This is a genomic window from Arthrobacter antioxidans (assembly GCF_023100725.1).
In the GTDB taxonomy this organism is placed as follows: Bacteria; Actinomycetota; Actinomycetes; order Actinomycetales; family Micrococcaceae; genus Arthrobacter_D; species Arthrobacter_D antioxidans.
The window spans coordinates 2605486-2626819 of record NZ_CP095501.1 but is presented as its reverse complement, the minus strand read 5'-3'; the positions used below and the strand labels follow the sequence as shown (position 1 = coordinate 2626819).

Here is a 21334-nt window from a genome sequence, read left to right as displayed (position 1 = left end):
ACCATGACTGAGCTCACCGGTAGCACACCCGCCCATGCTCCACAGCCGACCGGGGAGGGCGCCGAAGCCCCCGGAGAGCTCTTCTACACCCTCTGGACCGTCTTCAAGCGGGAGGCCGCGACCACGGATTCGGGCGCGCACTCCCTGGCGGACGTCCTCGCCACCCTGGAGCAGGACGGCGTCGTCCTCCGCGGGTTCTACGACGTCTCGGGCCTGCGCGCCGACGCCGACGTGATGGTCTGGCTGCACGGACCGCGCCCCGAGGACCTCCAGGCCGCCGTGCGGAAGCTGCGCCGCACCGACGCCTTCGCCGCGACCACCGTGGCGTGGTCGGCCATGGGCGTCCACCGCGACGCCGAGTTCTCCAAGTCCCACAGCCCGGCGTTCTCCCGCGGGGTCGCGCCGGCCGAGTGGGTCTGCGTGTACCCCTTCGTGCGTTCCTACGAGTGGTACATCCTCCCGTCGGACGAGCGCCGCGAGATGCTCATGGACCACGGCCTGAAGGGGCGGAAGTACCCGCAGGTGATCTCCAACACGGTGTCATCCTTCGCCCTCAACGACTACGAATGGATCCTGGCACTCGAAGCTCCCGAGCTCGTGGACCTCGTGGACCTCATGCGGTACCTCCGGGAGACCGAAGCGCGGCGCCACGTCCGCGAAGAAGTGCCGTTCTACACCGGCCGGCGGATCAGCCACGACGAGATTGCAGAGGTGCTCCAGTGACGACACAGGCATTCAACCCCCTCGACGGAGTCGACGAGAACGGGCGGATGGCCCCGAAGGCGTACGACGCCGTGGTGCTCGCCTCCTTCGGAGGACCGGAGGGACAGGACGACGTCATCCCCTTCCTGCGGAACGTGACCCGCGGCCGCGGCATCCCCGACGAGCGCCTCGAGGAGGTCTCGCACCACTACCGCGCGTTCGGCGGCGTGAGCCCCATCAACAGCCAGAACCGGGCCCTGCGGGCCGCGATGGAGGCCGAGCTCCGGCGTCGCGGCATCGACCTGCCCGTCTTCTGGGGCAACCGCAACTGGGAGCCCTTCATCGCCGACACCCTGCAGGAGGCGTACGACGCCGGTCACCGCAAGGTGCTCGCCGTGACCACGAGCGCCTATTCCTGCTACTCGAGCTGCCGCCAGTACCGCGAGGACCTCGGGATGGCGCTCGTGAAGACGGGCCTCGAGGGCCGGCTCGAAGTGGACAAGGTCCGCCAGTACTTCGACCACCCGGGCTTCGTGGAACCCTTCGTCGAGGGCGTGACCGACGGCCTCGCCAAGGTCCGTGCCGGGCTCGCCGAGCAGGGCACCCCCGACGCACCCGTCCACATCATGTTCTCCACCCACTCCATCCCCATGGGCGATGCCGAGGCCGCCGGACCCCGCACCGGTGACGGCGGGCCGGCCTACGAGGAGGGCGCCTACGTGGCGCAGCACCTGGCGACCGCGCAGGCGGTGCTGGACAGGATCCCCGGGGCCGCCGGCGTCGAGTGGTCCCTGGTCTACCAGTCCCGCTCCGGCGCCCCGCACATCCCGTGGCTCGAGCCGGACATCAGCGACGCCCTCCGCGACCGCTACGAGGCCGGCACGCGCGGCGTCGTGATCGTCCCCCTCGGCTTCGTCTCCGACCACATGGAGGTCGCCTGGGACCTCGACACCGAGGCCATGGAGACCTGCGGCGAACTCGGGATCGTCGCCGACCGCGTGCCCACGCCGGGCACCCACCGGAAGTTCGTGGAGGGACTCGTGGACCTCATCCTCGAGCGCACCATCGACGACAACATCGCCGACCGCCCGTCGGCGACGGCGCTCGGACCCTGGTTCGACGTGTGCCGTCCGAACTGCTGCGCGAACCGCCGCGGGGAGAAGCCGACCGTCGCCGCCGTCGACTCCACCGTGGGCACCCCGCTGCCCAACCCCGGTACGGTATGAGCGCAGCCATCAGGGTGGGCACGCGGGGCAGCGCCCTCGCGATGACGCAGACGACGACGGTGGCGGAGCGGGTCTCCGGGCTCGCCCGCCTGCCGTACGAGCTCGTGCGCGTCCGGACCGAGGGGGATGTCCTCAAGGGGTCGCTCTCGCAGATCGGCGGCACCGGCGTCTTCGTGGCAGCCCTCCGCGACGCCCTCCTCGAGGAGCGGTGCGACGTGGCGGTGCACTCGCTCAAGGACCTCCCCACGCTGCCCGCCCCGGGGCTGACGGTCGCGTCCGTGCCCGAGCGGGAGGACGTCCGTGACGCCCTCTGCGCCCGGGACGGCCTTACCCTGGCCACGCTCCCGGACGGTGCACGCGTGGGCACGGGGTCCCCGCGACGCGCCGCCCAGCTCCGGTCCGCGCGTCCCGGGCTCGAGGTCGTGGACATCCGCGGCAACGTGGACACCCGGCTCGGACGCGTCGCAGGGCTCGTCCCCGGAGCGCCCGGTGACCTCGACGCCGTCGTCCTCGCCGCGGCGGGACTGCGGCGGCTCGGGCGCGAGGAGGCGATCACGGAGCTGATCGACCCGGACGTCATGCTGCCCGCCGCGGGCCAGGGCGCCCTCGCGATCGAGTGCCGCGAGAGCGAGGCGACCCCCGGGGTGCGCGAAGCACTCGCCGCCTACGACCACCTGCCCACACGGCTCGCGGTGACGGCGGAGCGCGCCGTCCTCCTGCAGCTCGAAGCGGGCTGCGCGGCGCCCATCGGCGCCCTCGCCCGGCTGCAGGGCGACGACCTCGCCCTCGAGGCCGTGGTGTGCAGCCTGGACGGCCGGTCGATGATCCGCCTGACCCGCTCGGCGCCGGCCACCGACGCCGTCGCCGCCGCGCAGCTCGGCCTCGAACTCGCCGAGGAGCTGCTCGCCGCCGGTGCAGCCGACATCGCTCCCCTGAACAGCTAGGCACGCGTGGTCAGCTGGTCAGGGGGCCGGCCGGTGGTCGTGCTCCGGCACCCGGCCCGGTCGGTCCGGATCGCCGACGCCCTCCGCGCCGGCGGTATGGCGGCCTACGCCCTGCCGCTCACGGACACGGAGCTCCCCGCCGATACCGACGCCGTCGCCCGCGCGCTGGCGGCCCTCGGGCAGGGCGGGTACGAGTGGCTGGTGCTGACCAGCGCCAATGCCGTCCAGGTCCTCGGGATCCTCGCGGGTGCGGACACGCTCGCCACGCTCGTCCGCCGCGGGGGAGCGCGGGTCGCCGCGGTCGGCACCGCGACCGCGCGGACACTGGCCGCGGCGGGCGTCGTCGTCGACCTGGTGCCCGGGGAGGCGTCCTCGGCCGGCCTCCTGGCGGCGTTCCCGTCCGGTCGGGGCGCCGTCCTCCTGCCCCAGGCCGATCTCGCCCCGGACGACCTCCGTGCGGGACTCGCGGACTCGGGCCGGGCCGTCCACCGCGTCGAGGCGTACCGCACCGTGCCCTACCCGGCGTCGACCATGCGGCGTGTCCCCGGCGTCGAGGAGGACGGGCCCAGACCGCCCGTGCTGTCCCTCCGCGACCTCGTGGGCCTCGCCTCGGGCGGCGTCCAGCCCGCCGTCGTCTTCACCGCCCCGAGCGCGGTCCGGCAGTTCCATGACAGGCTGGGCGACGGTCCGCTGTCCTTCCGGGCCGTCGCCATCGGCCGCACCACGGCCGGTGCGCTCCGGTCCGGGGGGTGGGCGCCTGCGGCCACGGCCGCCGACCCCACACCGCAGGGCATCGCCCGGGCGGCGGCGGACGCCCTCGCACAGGACGACGCACCCATCTCGCACGCCGCACCATCGAACGGAGATCAGCCATGAGTTTCCCCCAGCACCGGCCCCGGAGGCTGCGCTCGACCCCGGCCCTGCGGCGCATGGTGGCCGAGTACCGCGTCCACCCGTCCGAGCTGATCCTGCCGGCCTTCATCCGCGAAGGGCTCGCTGAGCCCTCGCCCATCCTCTCCATGCCCGGCGTCGTGCAGCACACCACGGACTCCCTGAAGCGGGCGGCAGCGGAGGCGGTCGAGCGCGGCGTCGGCGGCATCATGCTGTTCGGCATCCCCGAGCACCGCGACGCGACCGGCAGCGCGGGCATCGACCCCGACGGCGTCCTCAACCGCGCGATCGCGGACGTCCGCTCCGAGGTGGGCGACTCCCTCGTGGTCATGAGCGACGTCTGCCTGGACGAGTTCACCGACCACGGGCACTGCGGTGTCCTCGCCGCCGACGGCACGGTGGACAACGACGCGACGCTGGAGCTGTACGGGCAGATGGCCGTGGAGCAGGCCCGGGCCGGCGCACACGTGCTCGGCCCCTCCGGGATGATGGACGGGCAGGTCGCCGTCATCCGCCAGGCGCTGGACGAGGCCGGACACCAGGACACCGTGGTGCTCGCCTATGCCGCCAAGTACGCCTCCGCGTTCTACGGCCCGTTCCGCGAGGCCGTCGACTCCCAGCTCGTCGGCGACCGCCGGACCTACCAGATGGACGCGTCGAACCGCCGTGAGGCCCTCCTCGAGGTGAAACTCGACCTCGAGGAGGGCGCCGACATGGTGATGGTCAAGCCCGCCATGAGCTACCTGGACATCCTCGCGGACGTCGCCGCCATGTCGCCCGTGCCCGTCGCGGCGTACCAGATCTCGGGGGAGTACGCGATGATCGAGGCCGCGGCCGCGAACGGCTGGATCGACCGCCGCCGCGCCATCGAGGAATCCGTCCTCGGGATCAAGCGCGCCGGCGCGCAGATGATCCTCACCTACTGGGCCTCGGAGCTCGCGCTCTGGCTCGACGAGCCCGCCCACTGAACTCCCACAGCGAAGGAACCGCACCGATGACGACCCCAGCAGCAAGCACGTCCGAGGACCTCTACGAGCGCGCCCGCGCCCTCATGCCCGGCGGCGTCAACTCGCCCGTCCGTGCCTTCGGCTCCGTGGGCGGGACCCCGCGCTTCCTCGTCGACGCGCACGGTGCCTACGTCACCGACGCCGACGGCACGCAGTACGTGGACCTCGTCTGCTCGTGGGGGCCGGCACTGCTCGGCCACTCGCACCCGGACGTCATCGCGGCCGTGCATCGCGCCGTCGACCACGGGCTCACCTTCGGCGCCTCGACGCCCGCCGAGGCCGACCTCGCGCAGCTCGTCAGGGATCGCGTCCCCGCCGTGGAGCTGCTGCGCATGGTGTCCACGGGGACCGAGGCCACCATGACCGCCGTCCGGCTCGCCCGGGGCTTCACGTCGCGGAACCTCATCGTCAAGTTCGCCGGCTGCTACCACGGGCACGTGGACAGCCTCCTCGCGGCCGCCGGATCCGGCGTCGCCACACTGGCGCTGCCCGGCTCCGCCGGCGTCACGGAGGCGACGACGGCGGAGACGCTCGTGCTGCCGTACAACGACGTCGAGGCCGTCGAGGAGGCCTTCCGCACGCACGGCGAGCACATCGCCGCCGTGATCACGGAGGCCGCTCCCGCGAACATGGGCGTCGTGACGCCGGCGCCCGGCTTCAACGCCTTCCTCAGCCGCATCACCTCGGAGCACGGCGCGCTGTTCATCGTGGACGAGGTCATGACCGGGTTCCGCACCCACCCGGGCGGGTACTGGAAGCTCACCGGCGGCGCGGACGACGCCGAGCACCCGTGGACGCCGGACCTGCTGACCTTCGGCAAGGTCATCGGCGGCGGCATCCCGGCCGCGGCGCTCGGAGGGCGCGCCGACGTGATGAACTACCTCGCGCCGATCGGCCCGGTGTACCAGGCGGGCACGCTGTCGGGGAACCCGATCGCCATGGCGGCGGGTGTCGCGACCCTCACGGCCGCGACGGACGACGTCTACCGGCACGTCGATGCGCGGTCGCTCGAGGTCAGCGACGCCCTCACCGCGGAACTCTCGAAGGCCGGTGTGGACCACTCCATCCAGCGCGCGGGGAACCTCTTCAGCGTCGCGTTCGGCACCGCCGAGCACGGCGTCCGGAACTACGCCGACGCGCAGGCACAGGAGGCGTTCCGCTACGGGCCCTTCTTCCACTCCATGCTGGACTCGGGCGTGTACCTCCCACCGTCCGTGTACGAGGCGTGGTTCCTCTCCGCGGCACACGACGACGCCGCGATGGAGCGCATCCATGCGGCTCTTCCGGCCGCCGCGCGGGCAGCGGCGGAGGCCGTGCCGGTCGACCAGCCGTAGTGGCCGCCTAGGTGTACTGGTCGACCGGCTGAGGCGGCGGACCCTCCGCCCGGTCCGCCGGCCGGTCGGGGGAGCAGCCGACGACGGGCCAGGCCCGCTCGATGACGGCGTCGGGTTCGGTCCGCCGGAGGTACTCCTCGAAGTTCGCCGCCTGCCGGTCGGCCCACACGACGAGCGAGGCATGCAGGTCCATGGCGGGGCGCCGGAGGAACGCGAAGCGCTCGGCGAGGACCGTTCCCACCCGGAGCGTCGCGAGGACGTCCGCGGCGGAGGTGTGGGCGTTCTCGAACGGGATGGCGTAGTGCTCGCACATCGCCGTCAGGGTCCGCTTGCCGCGCCGGTAGCGGTCCGCCTGCTTGTCCATGATGTACGGGTCGATCACGGGAGAGGGCACCGGGACCGGCGCGCCGTGGCGGCGCCCCTCCTGCGCGAGCACCGTGAAGTCGTACCGGGCGTTGAACGCCAGCACGGGGACGCCGGCGGCGAAGAGGCGTGCCAGCACGGCCGAGATCCCGTGCACGACGTCCGTGGCAGGCAGGCCGTGCGCCTGCGCGTGCGCCGTCGTGATGCCGTGGATGGCCGCGGCGCCGTCCGGGATGTCGACGCCCGGATCGGCCAGCCACTCATGGTGCTCGAGCACGTCGCCGTCGCCGTCCACGAGGACGATCGTCCCGGTGACGATGCGCGCGGTCAGCGGATCCCGCCCCGTCGTCTCGAGGTCGAACCCGGCCCTCGGCCCCTCATGCCAGCTCGTCATGGGACCACCGTACGGGCGGGCTCCGACCAAATAGGCGTGCAGCCCGCCGGGCTAGGGTGGAGCGCATGGATCGACGACCCGCCGACGCGCACCACCCCGGCAGGCGGACCAGCCCGGCCCCCGCCGTAGGATCCGGCACCGGTGCTCCCGGCCCCGATCCTGCCGACTACTGCGAGGCCGTCCTCGCCGTCGCCGGGCTGATCCCCGCCGGCAAGGTGCTGACCTACGGGGACATCGCCGAACTCCTCGATCGTGGCGGGCCCCGCCAGGTCGGCAGGGCCCTCTCCCGCAGCACCGGGGACGTCCCCTGGTGGCGCGTCCTGCGTGCCGGCGGCCATCCGCCCCGCGGCCTGGCCCTGCGTGCCCGCGCACACTACGAGACCGAGGGCACTCCGCTCTCCGTGCCGGAGGGCAGTACCGACCCCGGCGGGTACCGCGTGGATCTGCGTTCCGCCCGCTGGTGGCCCACGGCGGAGGAACAGGCCCTGCTCGACGACGTCGGCGCGTCCCTGCGACGCGCCGGTTCCTGATGCGCGGCACCGGTGCGCTGCCGCTGTTTGTCCGTGGCGTGTGATGGTCTTGACCAATGACGAGCACTCTTCCCGACGCCCCGCCGGCAGCGCCCGGTGACGGCACGGCCACGGCCGTGACCCCCGCGGAAGGGTACGACGCCGTGCTCCGGTCGCTGGCGGATGTGACCGGGCAGGTGCTGGTCCTCGGAGCGCCGGGCAGCGGCAAGTCCTCCCTGCTCACCGACCTCGCCGTCGCCCGCATCGGGGGTGGAGCCGTGGAGCCGGAAGGACTGCTCCTCCTCGGGCCCACCCGTGCGGCCTCGACGCGGCTCCGGGACGAACTGACCGCCAAGCTGGACCGCAGCATCAGCACGGCTCCCGCCCGGACCTGGGCGTCCTACGCCTTCGACCTCATCCGCCGGGCCAGGGCCGAGGGACGCACCCCCGCCATCACGCGTGCACCGAGGCTGCTGTCGGGAGCCGAGCAGGACCTCATCATCAAGGAGCTCCTCTCCGGACACGGACGCGATGGTGCTCCGGCGCTCGACTGGCCCTCCGGCCTCGCCCTCGCCCTGCCGACGCGCGGCTTCCGGCAGGAGATCCGCGACCTCTTCGACCGCGTGAGCGAATACGGGGTGTCCGCCGAGGAGCTCTCCGCCTGGGGCGAGCGCTTCGACCGCCCGGACTGGGTCGCGGCGGCCGCGCTCTACCGCGAATACCGCGACGTCCTCGACCTCCGCATGCCCGAGGCCTTCGACCCGGCCGGGATCCTCACCGCCGCCCGCGAGATCCTCAAGACGGACCGCGACTTCCTCGACCGGGAGCGGGGGCGCCTGCAGCTCATCCTCGTCGACGACTACCAGGAGGCCAATCCCGCCGTCCACGCCCTGCTGGGGCTCATCGGAGCAGGCAACGACGTCGTGATCACCTCCTGCCCCGACACCGTGGCGCAGGGCTTCCGCGGGGCACGCCCCGAGCTGACCGGGCGCCTGTCCACCCTCTTCCGCCGCGGCGGGGGCCTGACCACGGTGACCCTGCCCGGATCGCTGACCCTGCAGGGCCCGCTCGCCGGGGCCTGGAGCAACGTCGCCGCCCGGATCGCGACGACGGGCATAAGTACGGCCTACCGGACCGTGGAGGGTGGTCCCGTCCCTCCCGTCTCCAGCGCGCCCGAGGTCCGGCCGGACGGTCACCGGCAGGAGGACTCCCCGGCCGACGGCACGACGACGCACGGACCGGCCATGTCCGCCCACGTGCTCGACAGCGCATTCCACGAACAGCGGTTCATCACCCAGCGCGTCCTCGAGGCGCACCTGTTCGGGGGGCGCAGCCTCGACGACATCGCCGTGATCGTCCGCAACGGAGCGCAGGTCTCCGCGGTGCAGCGGTTCCTCACCGCCCAGGGCATCGCCGTGAACGTCCCGGCCGCGGAGACCGCGATCCGGGAGGAGCCGGCGGTGCGTCCCCTGCTCGATCTGTTCGCCGTCGTCGTGGGCCGCGCGGACCTCGACACGGAGCTGTGCATCTCCCTGCTCACCTCACGGATCGGCGGGGCGGGCAGCCTGGATCTCCGGCGCCTGCGCCAGATCCTCCGGCGCACCGAGCTGCAGGAGGGTGGGGGGCGGACGAGCGACGAACTCCTCGCGGCCCTGTTCTCCGCGCCGGAGCAGATCGCCGCCCTGCCGTCGGAGGGGGCGCCGGTCCGGCGCCTCGCCCGCATGCTGGAGGCCGGACGGTCCGCCGTCGCCGACCCCGGACGCGATCCCGAGACCGTCCTGTGGGCTCTCTGGTCCGCGTCGGGGCTCGCGCAGCAATGGTCGGCCGCGGCCCTGTCCGAGGGGCCGTCCTCGACCCGCGCCGACCGCGACCTCGACGCGATGATGGCCCTCTTCCACACCGCCGAGCGGTTCGTGGAACAGATGCCCGGCGCCGACCCTGAACTGTTCCTGGATTACATCCTCAGCCAGGACATCCCCATGGACACGCTGACGACGCGCATCGCCCGCCAGGCATCGGTGTCGGTGCTCACGCCCGCGAGTGCCGCCGGCAGGCACTGGCCGCTCGTGATCGTGGCGGGCGTGCAGGACGGCGTCTGGCCGAACCTCCGGCTGCGCGGAGAACTCCTCGGGTCGGGCGAACTGCGTGCGCTGCTCGACTACGGGGAATCGTTCCGCAGCACCCGGGACCCGGTGTCGCTGCTGCAGGACATCCGGTTCGACGAGCTGCGGACCTTCTCGCTCGCCGTCTCGCGGGCCACGCAGGAGCTGGTGTGCTGCGCCGTCGCCTCCCAGGACGAGCAGCCCTCCCCGTTCCTCGACGTGGTGGACCCCCTGCCGCCCGGAACTTCGGCCCGTCCGCGGACGGAGGTCCTGCGTCCCGTCACCCTCCGCGCGCTCGTCGCCGAGCTGCGGAAGTTCGCGCAGGACCCGCAGGCCGGCCCGGCCCTGTCCACCGAGGCTGCCCGGCACCTCGGCCGGATGGCGGTCCTGGAGCCACCGGTGCCGGGCGCGCACCCGTCCCAGTGGTGGGGTGTGCTCGGCATGACCAGCGAGGACCCGGTGGTGCCCGCGGACCAGCCGATCCCGGTGTCGCCGTCCAAGGTCGAGTCCGTGCTCGCCTCGCCCCTGAGCTGGTTCGTCTCCGCGGCGGGCGGGGAGCGGACCACCGACTTCGCCCGGTCCCTCGGCACGCTCGTCCACCAGATCGCCCAGGACCTGCCGGAGGCCACCGGTAACGAGTACGTGCGGGAGCTCGAGCGGCGGTGGCCCCAGCTGGGGATCAAGGACACGTGGGAGGGCCGATCCGACTTCCGGCGCGCCGAGACGATGGTCCGGAAGCTCGCCGCCTACGTGCTCTCCATGCGCAAGGACGGACGGAGCCTGCTGGCCACGGAGGTCGACTTCGCGGTCGACCTCGAGCTCCGCCTGGCGGACGTGGAACGACTCGTCCGCCTGCGCGGGCAGATCGACCGGCTGGAGGTCGACGCCGAGGGTCGCTTCGTCGTCGTGGACCTGAAGACGGGCAAGAGTTCGCCCGTCGGGGCGGACATCCCACGCCATCCGCAGCTCGCCGCCTACCAGACGGCCCTCGCCGCGGGTGCCCGGCTCGGCGGCCAGGACCCGGAGGACGCCTCGGACGCCGTCCCGGCCGCCCCCGAGGAGGCAGCGACGGCCGAACCCACCCCACCGGGCGGTGCCGCACTGGTCCAGCTGGGTACGAAGGCCAAGGGGGTCGCGGTCCAGGTGCAGCCACCGGTGGGTCCGTCGGACACGTGGGCGAGGACCATGATCGAGGACGCCGCCGCGCTGATGTCCGCCGCGACGTTCGACACCGTCCACGACCCCCGCCGGTCGGGGTTCGGCGGCAGCGGATGCCGGCTGCCCGAAGTCTGCCCCCTGTGCGAAGAAGGAAAGCAGGTGACGCAGTAGTGGCCGCTGCACGACCGGCAGTACGGTATTCGGCCAGGGGACTGGCGGAGCTGCTGCACACGGACCCGGACGCCCCCGTCCAGTACCCCACCGACGACCAGGCACGCGTCATCGAGGCCCCCCTGGAGCCGCTGCTGGTCATCGCCGGCGCGGGCTCGGGCAAGACCAAGACCATGGCGGACAGGGTCGTCTGGCTCGTGGCCAACGACCTCGTGCGCCCCGAGCAGGTCCTGGGCGTCACCTTCACCCGCAAGGCCGCCGGGGAGCTGGCGTCGAGAGTCAGGCAGCGGCTGGCCCAGCTCTACGCCGCGCTCGCCCAGGATGCCCCCGCACCGTCATCCTCACCCGCGGCCGGGGACGCGCTGGACCGGCTCGACCCCGCCATCTCCACCTACCACTCCTTCGCGAACGGGATCGTCCAGGACTACGGGCTGCGGATCGGTGTGGAACGTGATTCGGTGATGCTCGGTACCGCCCAGTCGTGGCAGCTCGCCCACGCCGTCGTCGAAGCCTACGACGGCGACTGGGAGCACTTCACGGCCGCGAAGAGCACGCTCGTGAAGGCGGTGCTCGACATGGCGGGGGAGTGCGCCGAGCACCTGGTCAGCCCGGCGACGGTCCGTGACGAGCTGCGCCGCCACATCGAGCACGTGGCAGCGCGGCCCTACGTCGCAGGCTCGAGCCGGGCCGCGACGCAGAAGGTCCAGGAGATGCTGGACAAGCTGCGCACCCGCGTCACCGTCACCGAGCTGGCCGAGCACTACGCCGCCGCGAAGCTCGCGCGCAGGCAGCTCGACTTCGGCGACCTCGTCTCGCTCGCGGCGAGGATCGCCCGTGACATCCCCGAGGCCGGGGCCATGGAACGCGAGAAGTACCGGGTGGTGCTGCTCGACGAGTTCCAGGACACCTCCCACGCCCAGATGGTCCTGTTCTCGCGGCTGTTCGCCGACGGGCGGTCCGTCACCGCCGTCGGTGACCCCCACCAGTCCATCTACGGGTTCCGGGGAGCGTCCGCGGGGCAGCTCGGCACCTTCCGCACCGCGTTCCCGAGGGTGTCCACCGAGGGCCGGGCGCCCTCGGAGGTGGCGCACCTGTCGGTCGCCTGGCGGAACTCGACCTCCATCCTCGAGGCCGCGAACACGGTGTCGGCGCCGCTCAACGTGCCGGCGCCGTGGCTGCGCAACACCACGGTCCAGCAGGTCCCCGGCCTCGTGGCGCGGCCCGGCGCGCCGGTCGGGGAGGTCCTGCTGGGGCGGTTCCTCACGGATGCGCCCGCGGTCGGGTCCGACGCCCCGGACGCCTCTGCGGGAGCCGCCGGGCAGCCGCCGGTCGATCCGCAGCCGGCACTCAGCGAGGCCGAGGCCGTTGCCCGTGAGGTCCTGCGCCAGCGTCGGCGCAGCTTCGAGACCGACGACGACGGATCGCCGCTCCGGCCCACCATGGCTGTGCTGTGCCGCGGCCGCAAGCAGTTCGAGCCGATCCGGCGCGAACTGGAGCGCGCCGGCATCCCGGTGCAGGTCGTGGGTCTCGGCGGCCTGCTGCGCACCCCCGAGATCGTCGACCTGCTCGCCACCCTGAGGGTCCTCGGCGACCCGGACCGTTCCGATTCGATGCTGCGCCTGCTGTCCGGTGCACGGTGGCGGCTCGGCCCTGCGGACCTGACGGCCCTCGGGGACTGGTCCCGGCAGCTCGCCCGGACGCGTGAGGCCATGTTCCGCCGGGGCGGTCCATCCGCCGGCGAGCCCGCCGGAGAGCCCAACGGCGAGCTCGACCGCGAGCAGGGCAGGGACGCCGTCGTGGCCCCCGACCTGGCCGAGGCGGGCAGCCTGGTCGAGGCCGTCGACTACCTCCCGCCCCTGGACTGGGTGTCGTCGGCCGGCAGGACCCTGAGCGGTACCGCCCGGCAGCGGCTCGGGCTGCTGCGCCACGAACTGCGCGGGCTGCGGAGCTTCGTGGGCGACGATCTCGGCAGCATGATCGGCGAGGTCGAGCGCACCATCCTGCTGGACATCGAGGTGGCCGCCAAACCGGGCGTGAGCATCCACGAGGCCCGCCGGAACCTCGATGCCTTCACCGAGGCCGTCGCCGGCTTCGTGTCCACCGCGGAGCGCGTGGACCTCCCTGCGTTCCTCGCCTGGCTCGAGGCCGCGGACCAGGAGGAGGACGGACTGCCGGTGACGCAGCTCGAAGCGAGCCGGGATGCGGTCCAGCTCCTCACCGTGCACGCCTCGAAGGGGCTGGAATGGGACGTCGTCTTCGTGCCCGGCCTCAACGACGGCTCGTTCCCGAGCGGCAAGGACTCGCGCTGGAGCAGCGGCGACTCCGCCATCCCGTGGCCCCTGCGCGGCGACGCGCCCGAACTGCCGCACTGGGACTGGGAGCAGCAGGACCAGAAGGAGTGGCTCGCCAGCGAGAAGGAGTTCACCGACGAGGCGCGCGCGCACGCCGAACGCGAGGAACGGCGGCTCGCGTACGTGGCCTTCACCCGCGCGAAGTACGCGCTGGTGTGCACGTCCTCGGCGTGGGGCGGCGGGCGGTCGAAGCCGTCGGCGCCGTCGTCCTATCTGACCGACCTCGTGGCGCTCGCCGGCTCCGGGACGGCCGGCGTCGTCCTGCCGCACTGGCTGCCGGAGGGGGAGGAGGGCGATGCGAACCCGGCGAACGCGAGCCCGGAGCGGGCGCGCTGGCCGTTCGATCCCCTCGGCGCCCGACGGGCGCCCATGGAACGCGCGGCCCAGGCCGTCCTCGAGCAGGCCGCCGCACCCGCCCCCGAGACCGAACCGGACGGCGGGCGCTGGGGGCGGGAGGTCCGGCTCGCCCTCGCCCGGCAGGCCCGGGAACGGGAACGCATGCCCCTCGCCCTGCCATCGCACATCTCCGCCTCGACCCTGGTGGAACTGCGCGAGGACGCCGCCGCGGTCATGCAGCAGCTGCGGCGGCCGCTTCCACGGCGGCCGGGGTCGGCCGCCCGCAAGGGCACCGCGTTCCATGCCTGGATCGAGGAGTTCTACGGGGCCGGCGGGATGCTCGATCTCGGCGAGTACCCCGGCGGGGCCGACGCCTACGTCGACGAGACCCTCGGGCTGGCGGACATGGCGGCGATCTTCGAACAGTCCGAATGGGCCCTGCGGGAACCCGCGGCGATCGAGGCGCCCATCGAGACGAAGATCGGCGGCATCGTGGTGCGTGGCCGGGTCGACGCGGTGTTCCGCGACGCCGACGGCGGCTGGGACCTGATCGACTGGAAGACGGGGCGGCCTCCGTCGCCGGACCGGCGCGCCGCCAAGGCGGTCCAGCTCGCCGTCTACCGGCTCGCGTGGTCGCGGCTGAAGGAGGTGCCCCTGGAGACGGTGCGCGCGGCGTTCTTCTACGTCGCCGACAACCTGGTGGTGCGGCCCCACGATCTCGCCGACGCGGGAGAACTCGAGAAGATCATCCGGGCGGCCGGCGCGGCCGGTTCCTGAGCGTCGGAACGGGTGCGGGCGGGTGACCTCGCAGGCGTCGCCCCGTCCGGCAGCGGTGACCCTGCCCGCGTCAGGACGGGGCGACGGCCTCGGGCCGGCGCTCCGGCCGGGTCAGCGGCGGGACTGGACGATCGGCAGGGCGGAGGTGGCGACGTCGTCCGGGGACCCTGCACCCGGTTCGGGGCCCGTCAGCAGCGTGACCTTCGACGAGGTCGTGACAGGCCGCTGGCGCCCCGCCGTGAGGCGGGCGTGCGCCAGCGAGGATCCCGAAGGGGCCCCATGGTCGCGGTGACGGTCGTCGTCGTCGGTCGGCGCCGCGCGCAGATGCGCCCGGTTCGCCGCAGCCTTCGGGTCGAAGAGGTGGCTGCCGGTCCGCTCCGGGGCCGGAGCGCCGTCCACCGCAGGAGCCCCGGTGTGTCCCGACGGCCGGTCGTGGTCGGCGGCGGCGCGACCTCCGCCTGCGCCGTCCGGATCGTCGGATGCCGGATCGTGCGCGGCACGCTCCCGGGCACCGGCACCGTCGGCACCCGCACTGTTGGCATCTTCACCATCCGCACCATCGGCGGCACCGGCACCGACGCCGCTGGTCGGGCCGGGCGCCGCGTGGTCGGCGACGGACCCTCCGGCAGCATGCACGTCCGTGCCCAGGTCGTCGCCCCATTCGAGGCGCTGCTCGTGCTCGTGCCGGGCCCGTTCCGCTGCTTCGTGCTGTTCGCGTTCGATCGCCTCGACGTCGGCCTCGAGCGTGGCGAGCATGTCCTCCGCCTCGTCGATCATGACGGCGTCCTCGAGGGCGATCCCACGGACCAGCCACTGTGCCAGGGCGAACTCCGCAGCAAGCGCCGCGCGTCGGGACAGGTGGGGGTCGACGGCGGTGCCCCTGGCGGCCGCGTAGGCCGTGTAGACGGCGTCGACGAACGAGGTGTCCTCCGCCGCGGCGAGCCAGGCGAAGTCCTCGGCGGGGTCTCCGACGCACAGGTCGGTCCAACCGGTGACGGCCGAGACGCGACCCGCGGCGATGAGGAGGTGGTCCTCGTGGAGGTCGCCGTGGACCACGGCGGGACTGAACCGCCAGAGGGCGACATCCTCGAGCGCATGCTCCCAGCGGCGCAGCAGGATGGAGGGGATCTTCCCGGTGGTCGCGGCCTGGTCCAGTTCGTTCAGCTTGCGCTGGCGGTACTCGTCGGCCTCGTACCCGGGCAGGTCGGCGCGCTGCACCATCTCCGGCGGCAGCGCGTGGATCGCGGCGATCACACGGCCGAGCTCCTGCGCCATCGCGAGCCCACCGGCGGTGAGCGCGTCGAGCGGGCGGGTGGTGCCGGCCAGGTGCGAGTATACGAACGTGCTGAGCTCCCCCTGGCGGACGCTGCCGGCCATGTGCGGGATGAGGAACGGCAGCTCCGCCTTGATGGCAGGCGTGAAGGCGCGCAGGGCCTGCAGCTCGGTCTCGAGACGCATGCTCGCCTCTGCATGCCGGGGCGAGCGGACCCGCCACTGCTTCCCCGCGTCGTCGACCAGCAGGGCGGAGTCGAAGTCCGCGGCGTCGTCGGGGGCGCCGGCGACGCCGGTCGGAGCGAGGCCAGGTACTGCGGCGCTGGCGATGGCTGCAAGTTCCATGGGTGTCCGTTTCACAAGATCAACCGTAGGGCGTTCCTGCTCCGGCCGCTTGCAGGAACGCGGCGAGTCGCCGGATGCACCACTCGTGTAGGCCCCCGCACTACTCCTCCACCGGGGTTCCGGTGAATGGGTTTTGGGAGTGCAAGAACGTACCGTAGAACCATGACCGATCCCCTCCGGACCCTCGTGCTCCCTCCCCTCGGATCGCTGCCATTGTCGCGTGCCGCCACGGACCGGGACGGCGACGCCCGGACCGCCGAACACTTCCTCGAGGACCTGTGGGCGTCCGCGGACACGCGGGTCCTGCCCCTCGCCCGGGGGAAGGCACCGGTCGTCGACAGCGCGCTCCGTCTCCTGGCTCCCGCGGACGTGGCCCGCCCGGACGTGGTCGTCTACCTCGGCCGCGTCGACGAGGGATCCGCCGACGCCGGGCGCCGCATCGTCCTCGCCGTCCTCGAGGAGGAGGACGCCGCCGTCGCGCCCCTCGAGCAGTGGTTCGGCCTGCGCGAGATCGCGGCGTCGCTCGACGCGCGCGACACCGGACTCTTCGTGGCGGGGGCCGCGATCGCCAACTGGCACGCGACCCACACCCACTGCCCCCGCTGCGGCGCCGCCACGGCGCTGAGCCACGCCGGGTGGGTGCGCCGGTGCCCGAGGGACAAGTCCGAGCACTACCCACGCACCGACCCCGCCATCATCGTCTCCGTCATCGACGAGGACGACCGCATCCTGCTCGGCTCCGCCGTCGCCTGGCCCGAGGGTCGCTACTCGACGCTGGCCGGCTTCGTCGAACCCGGCGAGTCCCTCGAGGCCGCCGTCGTCCGCGAGGTCGGCGAGGAATCCGGGATCGAGGTCCTGTCACCGGAGTACCTTGGCTCCCAGCCCTGGCCGTTCCCCGCGTCCCTGATGCTCGGTTTCACCGCGCGGGCCGCGCACACGAACGCCGTACCCGACGGCGAGGAGATGCGGTCGCTGCGGTGGTTCACGCGTGAGGAGCTCTTCGCCGAGGTGCGCGACGAGAAGATCGTCGTGGCGGGCGGTGTCTCCATCGCGCGGGCCATGATCGAGCGATGGTACGGCGGGCCGCTGGACGAGCAACCGTCGGGGGCGCGTCCCTAGTGTCCGGACAACTGCTCGAGGACAGCATCCTCGAGGGACTCGACGACGAACAGCGGACCGTGGCCAGTACCCTGTCCGGGCCGTTGTGCGTCCTCGCGGGAGCGGGCACGGGAAAGACCCGCGCCATCACCCATCGCATCGCGTACGGCGTGCACACGGGGGTCTACAAACCGCAGCAGGTCCTCGCCGTGACCTTCACCGCGCGCGCCGCCGCGGAGATGCGCACGCGGCTCCGGGACCTCGGGGCCGGTGGAGTCCAGGCACGGACCTTCCACGCGGCGGCGCTCCGGCAGCTGCAGTACTTCTGGCCGCAGGCCGTCGGCGGACCCCTGCCAGCCCTCGTGGACCACAAGGCCCAGCTGATCGCGGAGTCGGCCCGCCGCCTGCGCCTGTCCACCGATCGCGCGGCGATCCGCGACGTCGCCGCGGAGATCGAGTGGGCCAAGGTCTCCATGCTCACGCCCGACGCCTATACGGCGGCGGCTGCGGGCCGGGCGGAACCGGCGGGCATGGACCTCATCACGGTGTCCCGGATCTTCTCGGCCTACGAGGATCTGAAGATCGACCGCAACCTCATCGACTTCGAGGACGTCCTGCTGACGACGGTCGCCATCCTCGAGGAGGACGAGAAGGTGGCGGCGACGGTGCGGGCACAGTACCGCCAGTTCGTCGTCGACGAATACCAGGACGTCTCGCCGCTCCAGCAGCGCCTGCTCGACCTGTGGCTCGGCGAGCGGCGCGATCTGTGCGTCGTGGGCGACGCCAGCCAGACCATCTACTCGTTCACCGGGGCCACCTCACGCCACCTCCTCGACTTCACCAAGCGCTACGAGGGCGCGCAGGTGGTCAGGCTGGTGCGCGACTACCGTTCCACGCCCCAGGTGGTGCGTGCCGCCAACACGCTGCTCGCCGCGCGGGGCACGGAGGTGGACCGGCGCCCGGGCGAGACGACCTGGTCGGCCCCGCTCGAACTGGTCGCGCAGCGCCCCGCCGGCCCGGAGCCGGTGTACACGGAGTGCACCGACGACGACGCCGAGGCGGCGGAGTGCGCCCGACGCATCGGCGTCCTGCTGGGCGAGGGCGTCAAGGCGAGCGAGATCGCCATCCTCTACCGCACGAACGGGCAGTCCGAGGCCTACGAGCAGGCACTCGCGAGCGCCGGCATCGGCTACCAGTTGCGCGGCGGTGAGCGGTTCTTCCAGCGACGCGAGGTCCGCGACGGGCTGCTGCAGCTCCGGGCCGCCGCGCGCACCCAGGGCGACGACGACGTCCCGCAGCAGGTGCGCGATGTCCTCGCGTCCCTCGGGTACACCTCCGTCGCCCCGCAGAACTCCGGCGCCGTCCGCGAGAAGTGGGAATCGCTGGCCGCCCTCGTGGGCCTCGCCGACGAGCTCAGCAGGGTCCGCGGCGAGGCGTTCACGCTGCAGACGTTCGTCGCCGAGCTCGAGGAACGGGCCGCGGCGCAGCACGCCCCGACCGTCCAGGGCGTCACCCTCGCCTCCCTCCACTCGGCGAAGGGCCTCGAATGGGACGCCGTCTTCCTGGTGGGGTTGAGCGAGGGGCTCATGCCCATCTCGTTCGCGGACACCCAGGAGGGGGTCGACGAGGAGCGGCGGCTGCTGTACGTGGGCATCACGCGCGCCCGGATCCACCTGTCGATGTCCTGGTCCACCTCGCGGTCCCCGGGCGGGCGCGCCACGAGGAAGCCCTCGCGCTTCCTGGACGCGCTGCGGCCCGCGACCGCCGGCCAGGCGTCGTTCCGTCAGCCACGGGCGAAGGCCGGCCGCAAGTCCTCCGCGCCGGCGGTCTGCCGGGTGTGCAAGCGGCCCCTCCTCACCGGCGCCGAGCGCAAGATCGGTCGTTGCAGCGACTGCCCGGCCACCTATGAGGAGGAGACGTTCGAGGCCCTGCGGGCCTGGCGGCTCGCGGAGTCGAAGGAGAAGGACGTCCCCGCCTTCGTGGTGTTCACGGATGCCACGCTCGTCGCGATCGCCGAGGCGCGCCCTCAGACCCTGGACGAACTCGGGGACCTCGCGGGCGTGGGCTCCGCCAAGCTCGAGCGGTACGGCGAGGCGGTCCTGGAGATCATCAGTGACACCGCCTGACACCGGCGGACCGTCGCACCCCTCGCGGCTTCCGATCGAGGTCAGGCGGTCGGCGCGGCGGAAGCGCACGGTGAGTGCGGACATCCGCGACGGCGTGCTGCGTGTCTCCATCCCGGGTCACTTCTCGCCCAGCCAGGAGCGCCAGTGGGTGGAGCGCATGGTGGAGCGGATGTCCGCGAAGTACTTCGCGCGTCCCGCCGTCGACGACGACGAGGCCGCATCGGCGCTGCAGCGCAGGGCCCAGGCGCTGGCACGGCAGTACCTCGGCGGCAGGGGAGTGCCGTCCACGATCGGCTGGGTCACCAACCAGACCACGCGGTGGGCCTCCGCCACCCCGGCGCATCGTTCCATCCGCCTCTCACACCGGCTGCGGGGCATGCCGGAGTGGGTTGTCGACTACGTGATCCTGCACGAGATGGCCCATCTGGTCGAGCCCTCGCACAATGCCGTGTTCTGGGACCTGCTCTCGGCCTACCCGAGCACCGAGACGGCCAAGGCCTTCCTCGACGGCGCCGCCTTCGCCGCGCACCGCAACCTCACGGGAACGCCCGAGGAGCTCTAGGAGCGGGAATCGCCCTGCTCCCCGCCGTCGGACTCGCCGCCCGACTCGCCGTCCGGTTGCCCGTCCGAGCCGTCGTCGGACGTGCTGTCGGGCGCCGAGCTGTCCGGCGCAGAGCCGTCGGGGCCGGTCGACGGCGCGGCGTCGCCGTCCTCGAAGCCTCCGGCGAGGAGCCGCTGGAGGGCCGCGTCGACGTCGGCGTCGGAGGAGTCGAGCAGTCGACGGCGCCCGGCGAAGCCGGCGGGATCGTCGAGGTCCTCGGCGGTCGGCAGCAGGTCGGGGTGCTGCCACAGGGCGTCGCGCCCCTCGATGCCGCGTTCCTCGGTGAGGAGGGACCACAGGGCGGCGGCGTCGCGCAGCCTGCGCGGCCTCAGCTCGAGCCCCACCAGCGACGCGAAGGCGTGCTCGGCCGGACCGCCGGTGGCCCGACGGCGCCGGAGCATCTCCCGCAGGGCGCCTGCCGACGGCAGGTTCGCCGCTGCTGCTGCGGTCATCTCGTCCACCCAGCCCTCCACGAGGGCGAGCGTGGTCTCGAGTCGCACGAGGGCGGCGTCCTGCTCGGGTGTCTTCTCGGGCATGAACACGCCCTGCGACAGCGCGCCCTGAAGGCTCTCGGGGTTGGTGGGGTCGATGTCGCGGGCGGCTTCCTCGATCTTGCCCATGTCGATGTGGATGCCCCGGGCATAGCGCTCGATGCTGCCGAGGAGGTGGCCCGTGAGCCAGGGGATATGCGTGAAGAGCCGGACGTGGGCCGCCTCGCGCACCGCGAGGAACAGCTGGACCTCCTGCTCGGGGATGTCGAGTCCCGCACCGAACGCCGCGACGTTGGCCGGGAGGAGGGCCATCCGCCCGTCGGCGAGGGGGACCCCGATGTCCGTCGATCCGACGACGTCCTTGGACAGCGCGCCCACGGCCTGCCCCAGCTGCATCCCGAACATCGCGCCGCCCACGTTCTGGAGCATCGAGGCGGGGCCGCCCATCATGCCCATCATCGACTTCATCTCGTCGGGGAGCTGCCCGGTGATGGCGTCGGAGAGGGCCTTGGCGATGCTCGTCGCCACGGGTTCGGTGAGCCGCCGCCAGGTGGCCATGGTGGCCTCGACCCATTCGGCGCGGGACCACGCACGGCCGAGCTGTCCCGTGCTCGGGAACTCGGTCACGGGATCGAGCCACAGCTCGGCGAGTTTCAGTGACTCGTCGACGCTCCGGCGCTGGAGGGAGGTGACCGAGGGGTCGTTGTCCGACGCCGCCACGCGCCGCGCCTGGTCATGGGCCATCTGCCAGTTCACGGGTCCCTCGCTCGGCGCGGAGAACATCGCCTGGACCTGTTGCATCATCATGGCCATCGCCGCAGGATCGGAGGGGAGCCCGGCCGCCTTCGCGATCTCCTGGGGGTCGAAGCCTCCGGCCCCGCCACCGAACATCTTCGCCAGCATCTCGGACAGCGGGTCCTGGGGCGTGTCGTCGTCGTCGTTCGAGGGGTTGGATGGGTTGGTCACTGATACCACCGGTCCTGGGAGTAGCTTGGGGGTCCGGGCAGGAGGGGGGCTCCGCTCCCGCCGGCTGTTGAAGACACGCTACCGGCACGGCGTTGCCGCTGTCCCTCGACCCGTCGGTCGTTCGCTGAGGGCAAAGCCCACCTCGGGCTCGAGAGGCGGTCCGTGCCGCC

The 21334-nt window shown here is 72.9% G+C and carries 15 protein-coding genes; 12 read left to right on the top strand and 3 right to left on the bottom strand.

Annotated features, from left to right (window positions below; translation table 11 throughout):
* The first annotated feature begins 3 nt into the window (after window positions 1-3).
* Genes hemQ through hemL form a run of 6 tightly spaced genes read left to right on the top strand, consistent with a single transcriptional unit; the run spans window position 4 to window position 6104 of the window.
* Window positions 4-723, top strand: coding sequence for a hydrogen peroxide-dependent heme synthase (gene hemQ / locus MWM45_RS11995; RefSeq protein ID WP_247826641.1), 720 nt, complete (start codon window positions 4-6; stop codon window positions 721-723).
* A gap of 47 nt (window positions 724-770) precedes the next feature.
* The gene (locus tag MWM45_RS11990) at window positions 771-1928 is read left to right on the top strand and encodes a ferrochelatase (protein WP_247829220.1); all 1158 of its coding nucleotides are present in this window, start codon (window positions 771-773) and stop codon (window positions 1926-1928) included.
* Window positions 1925-2872 (top strand): hydroxymethylbilane synthase, encoded by a 948-nt coding sequence (gene hemC, locus MWM45_RS11985; protein ID WP_043441050.1) that lies wholly within the window; start codon window positions 1925-1927, stop codon window positions 2870-2872. Before MWM45_RS11990 ends, hemC begins: the two co-directional genes overlap by 4 nt.
* Window positions 2873-2878: 6 nt before the next feature.
* Complete coding sequence (locus MWM45_RS11980; protein WP_247826640.1) at window positions 2879-3748, top strand: uroporphyrinogen-III synthase; 870 nt, start codon at window positions 2879-2881, stop codon at window positions 3746-3748.
* Window positions 3745-4731: a porphobilinogen synthase gene (hemB, locus tag MWM45_RS11975; protein ID WP_247826639.1), complete on the top strand. Its 987-nt coding sequence runs from the start codon at window positions 3745-3747 to the stop codon at window positions 4729-4731. The genes MWM45_RS11980 and hemB overlap by 4 nt, the downstream gene beginning before the upstream one ends.
* Before the next feature lie 26 nt (window positions 4732-4757).
* Window positions 4758-6104, top strand: a complete 1347-nt coding sequence (gene hemL, locus MWM45_RS11970; RefSeq protein WP_247826638.1) for a glutamate-1-semialdehyde 2,1-aminomutase — start codon at window positions 4758-4760, stop codon at window positions 6102-6104.
* Between the two features lie 7 nt (window positions 6105-6111).
* Here the strand turns inward: hemL and MWM45_RS11965 are convergent, their stop codons facing one another.
* Window positions 6112-6861, bottom strand: a complete 750-nt coding sequence (locus tag MWM45_RS11965; RefSeq protein WP_247826637.1) for a 3'-5' exonuclease — start codon at window positions 6859-6861, stop codon at window positions 6112-6114.
* Window positions 6862-6926: 65 nt separating this feature from the next.
* Here MWM45_RS11965 and MWM45_RS11960 point away from each other — a divergent pair, with 65 nt between their 5' ends.
* Genes MWM45_RS11960 through MWM45_RS11950 form a run of 3 tightly spaced genes read left to right on the top strand, consistent with a single transcriptional unit; the run spans window position 6927 to window position 14265 of the window.
* Window positions 6927-7391: an MGMT family protein gene (locus MWM45_RS11960; RefSeq protein WP_247826636.1), complete on the top strand. Its 465-nt coding sequence runs from the start codon at window positions 6927-6929 to the stop codon at window positions 7389-7391.
* 56 nt (window positions 7392-7447) lie between these two features.
* Window positions 7448-10801, top strand: coding sequence for an ATP-dependent helicase (locus MWM45_RS11955; RefSeq protein ID WP_247826635.1), 3354 nt, complete (start codon window positions 7448-7450; stop codon window positions 10799-10801).
* Window positions 10744-14265, top strand: a complete 3522-nt coding sequence (locus tag MWM45_RS11950) for an ATP-dependent helicase (protein ID WP_472924487.1) — start codon at window positions 10744-10746, stop codon at window positions 14263-14265. Before MWM45_RS11955 ends, MWM45_RS11950 begins: the two co-directional genes overlap by 58 nt.
* 111 nt (window positions 14266-14376) lie before the next feature.
* On the opposite strand, the gene MWM45_RS17710 is transcribed toward MWM45_RS11950, so the two are convergent.
* Window positions 14377-15882: a phosphotransferase gene (locus MWM45_RS17710; RefSeq protein ID WP_336296663.1), complete on the bottom strand. Its 1506-nt coding sequence runs from the start codon at window positions 15880-15882 to the stop codon at window positions 14377-14379.
* Window positions 15883-16044: 162 nt separating this feature from the next.
* On the opposite strand from MWM45_RS17710, the gene nudC reads away from it, so the two are divergent.
* From nudC to MWM45_RS11930, 3 genes are all read left to right on the top strand, one after another.
* Entirely contained in the window at window positions 16045-17001 is a 957-nt protein-coding gene (gene nudC, locus MWM45_RS11940) for an NAD(+) diphosphatase (protein ID WP_247826633.1), read from the top strand.
* Complete coding sequence (locus tag MWM45_RS11935; protein ID WP_247826632.1) at window positions 16953-19106, top strand: ATP-dependent DNA helicase UvrD2; 2154 nt, start codon at window positions 16953-16955, stop codon at window positions 19104-19106. Before nudC ends, MWM45_RS11935 begins: the two co-directional genes overlap by 49 nt.
* Window positions 19107-19176: 70 nt before the next feature.
* Complete coding sequence (locus MWM45_RS11930) at window positions 19177-19668, top strand: M48 metallopeptidase family protein (RefSeq protein ID WP_247826631.1); 492 nt, start codon at window positions 19177-19179, stop codon at window positions 19666-19668.
* Here the strand turns inward: MWM45_RS11930 and MWM45_RS11925 are convergent.
* Window positions 19665-21101: a zinc-dependent metalloprotease gene (locus tag MWM45_RS11925; protein WP_247829219.1), complete on the bottom strand. Its 1437-nt coding sequence runs from the start codon at window positions 21099-21101 to the stop codon at window positions 19665-19667. The genes MWM45_RS11930 and MWM45_RS11925 overlap by 4 nt on opposite strands.
* Window positions 21102-21334: the final 233 nt, after the last annotated feature.

Bases quoted from the DNA above. Each gene is read 5' to 3' on its own strand.
- MWM45_RS11950 (WP_472924487.1), top strand. From the start codon at position 10,744: ATGCCGGCTGCCCGAAGTCTGCCCCCTGTGCGAAGAAGGAAAGCAGGT.
- MWM45_RS17710 (WP_336296663.1), bottom strand. From the start codon at position 15,882: ATGGAACTTGCAGCCATCGCCAGCGCCGCAGTACCTGGCCTCGCTCCG.
- hemC (WP_043441050.1), top strand. From the start codon at position 1,925: ATGAGCGCAGCCATCAGGGTGGGCACGCGGGGCAGCGCCCTCGCGATG.
- MWM45_RS11965 (WP_247826637.1), bottom strand. From the start codon at position 6,861: ATGACGAGCTGGCATGAGGGGCCGAGGGCCGGGTTCGACCTCGAGACG.
- MWM45_RS11960 (WP_247826636.1), top strand. From the start codon at position 6,927: ATGGATCGACGACCCGCCGACGCGCACCACCCCGGCAGGCGGACCAGC.
- hemQ (WP_247826641.1), top strand. From the start codon at position 4: ATGACTGAGCTCACCGGTAGCACACCCGCCCATGCTCCACAGCCGACC.
- MWM45_RS11935 (WP_247826632.1), top strand. From the start codon at position 16,953: ATGGTACGGCGGGCCGCTGGACGAGCAACCGTCGGGGGCGCGTCCCTA.
- MWM45_RS11955 (WP_247826635.1), top strand. From the start codon at position 7,448: ATGACGAGCACTCTTCCCGACGCCCCGCCGGCAGCGCCCGGTGACGGC.
- hemL (WP_247826638.1), top strand. From the start codon at position 4,758: ATGACGACCCCAGCAGCAAGCACGTCCGAGGACCTCTACGAGCGCGCC.
- MWM45_RS11990 (WP_247829220.1), top strand. From the start codon at position 771: ATGGCCCCGAAGGCGTACGACGCCGTGGTGCTCGCCTCCTTCGGAGGA.
- hemB (WP_247826639.1), top strand. From the start codon at position 3,745: ATGAGTTTCCCCCAGCACCGGCCCCGGAGGCTGCGCTCGACCCCGGCC.
- MWM45_RS11925 (WP_247829219.1), bottom strand. From the start codon at position 21,101: ATGCTGGCGAAGATGTTCGGTGGCGGGGCCGGAGGCTTCGACCCCCAG.
- nudC (WP_247826633.1), top strand. From the start codon at position 16,045: ATGACCGATCCCCTCCGGACCCTCGTGCTCCCTCCCCTCGGATCGCTG.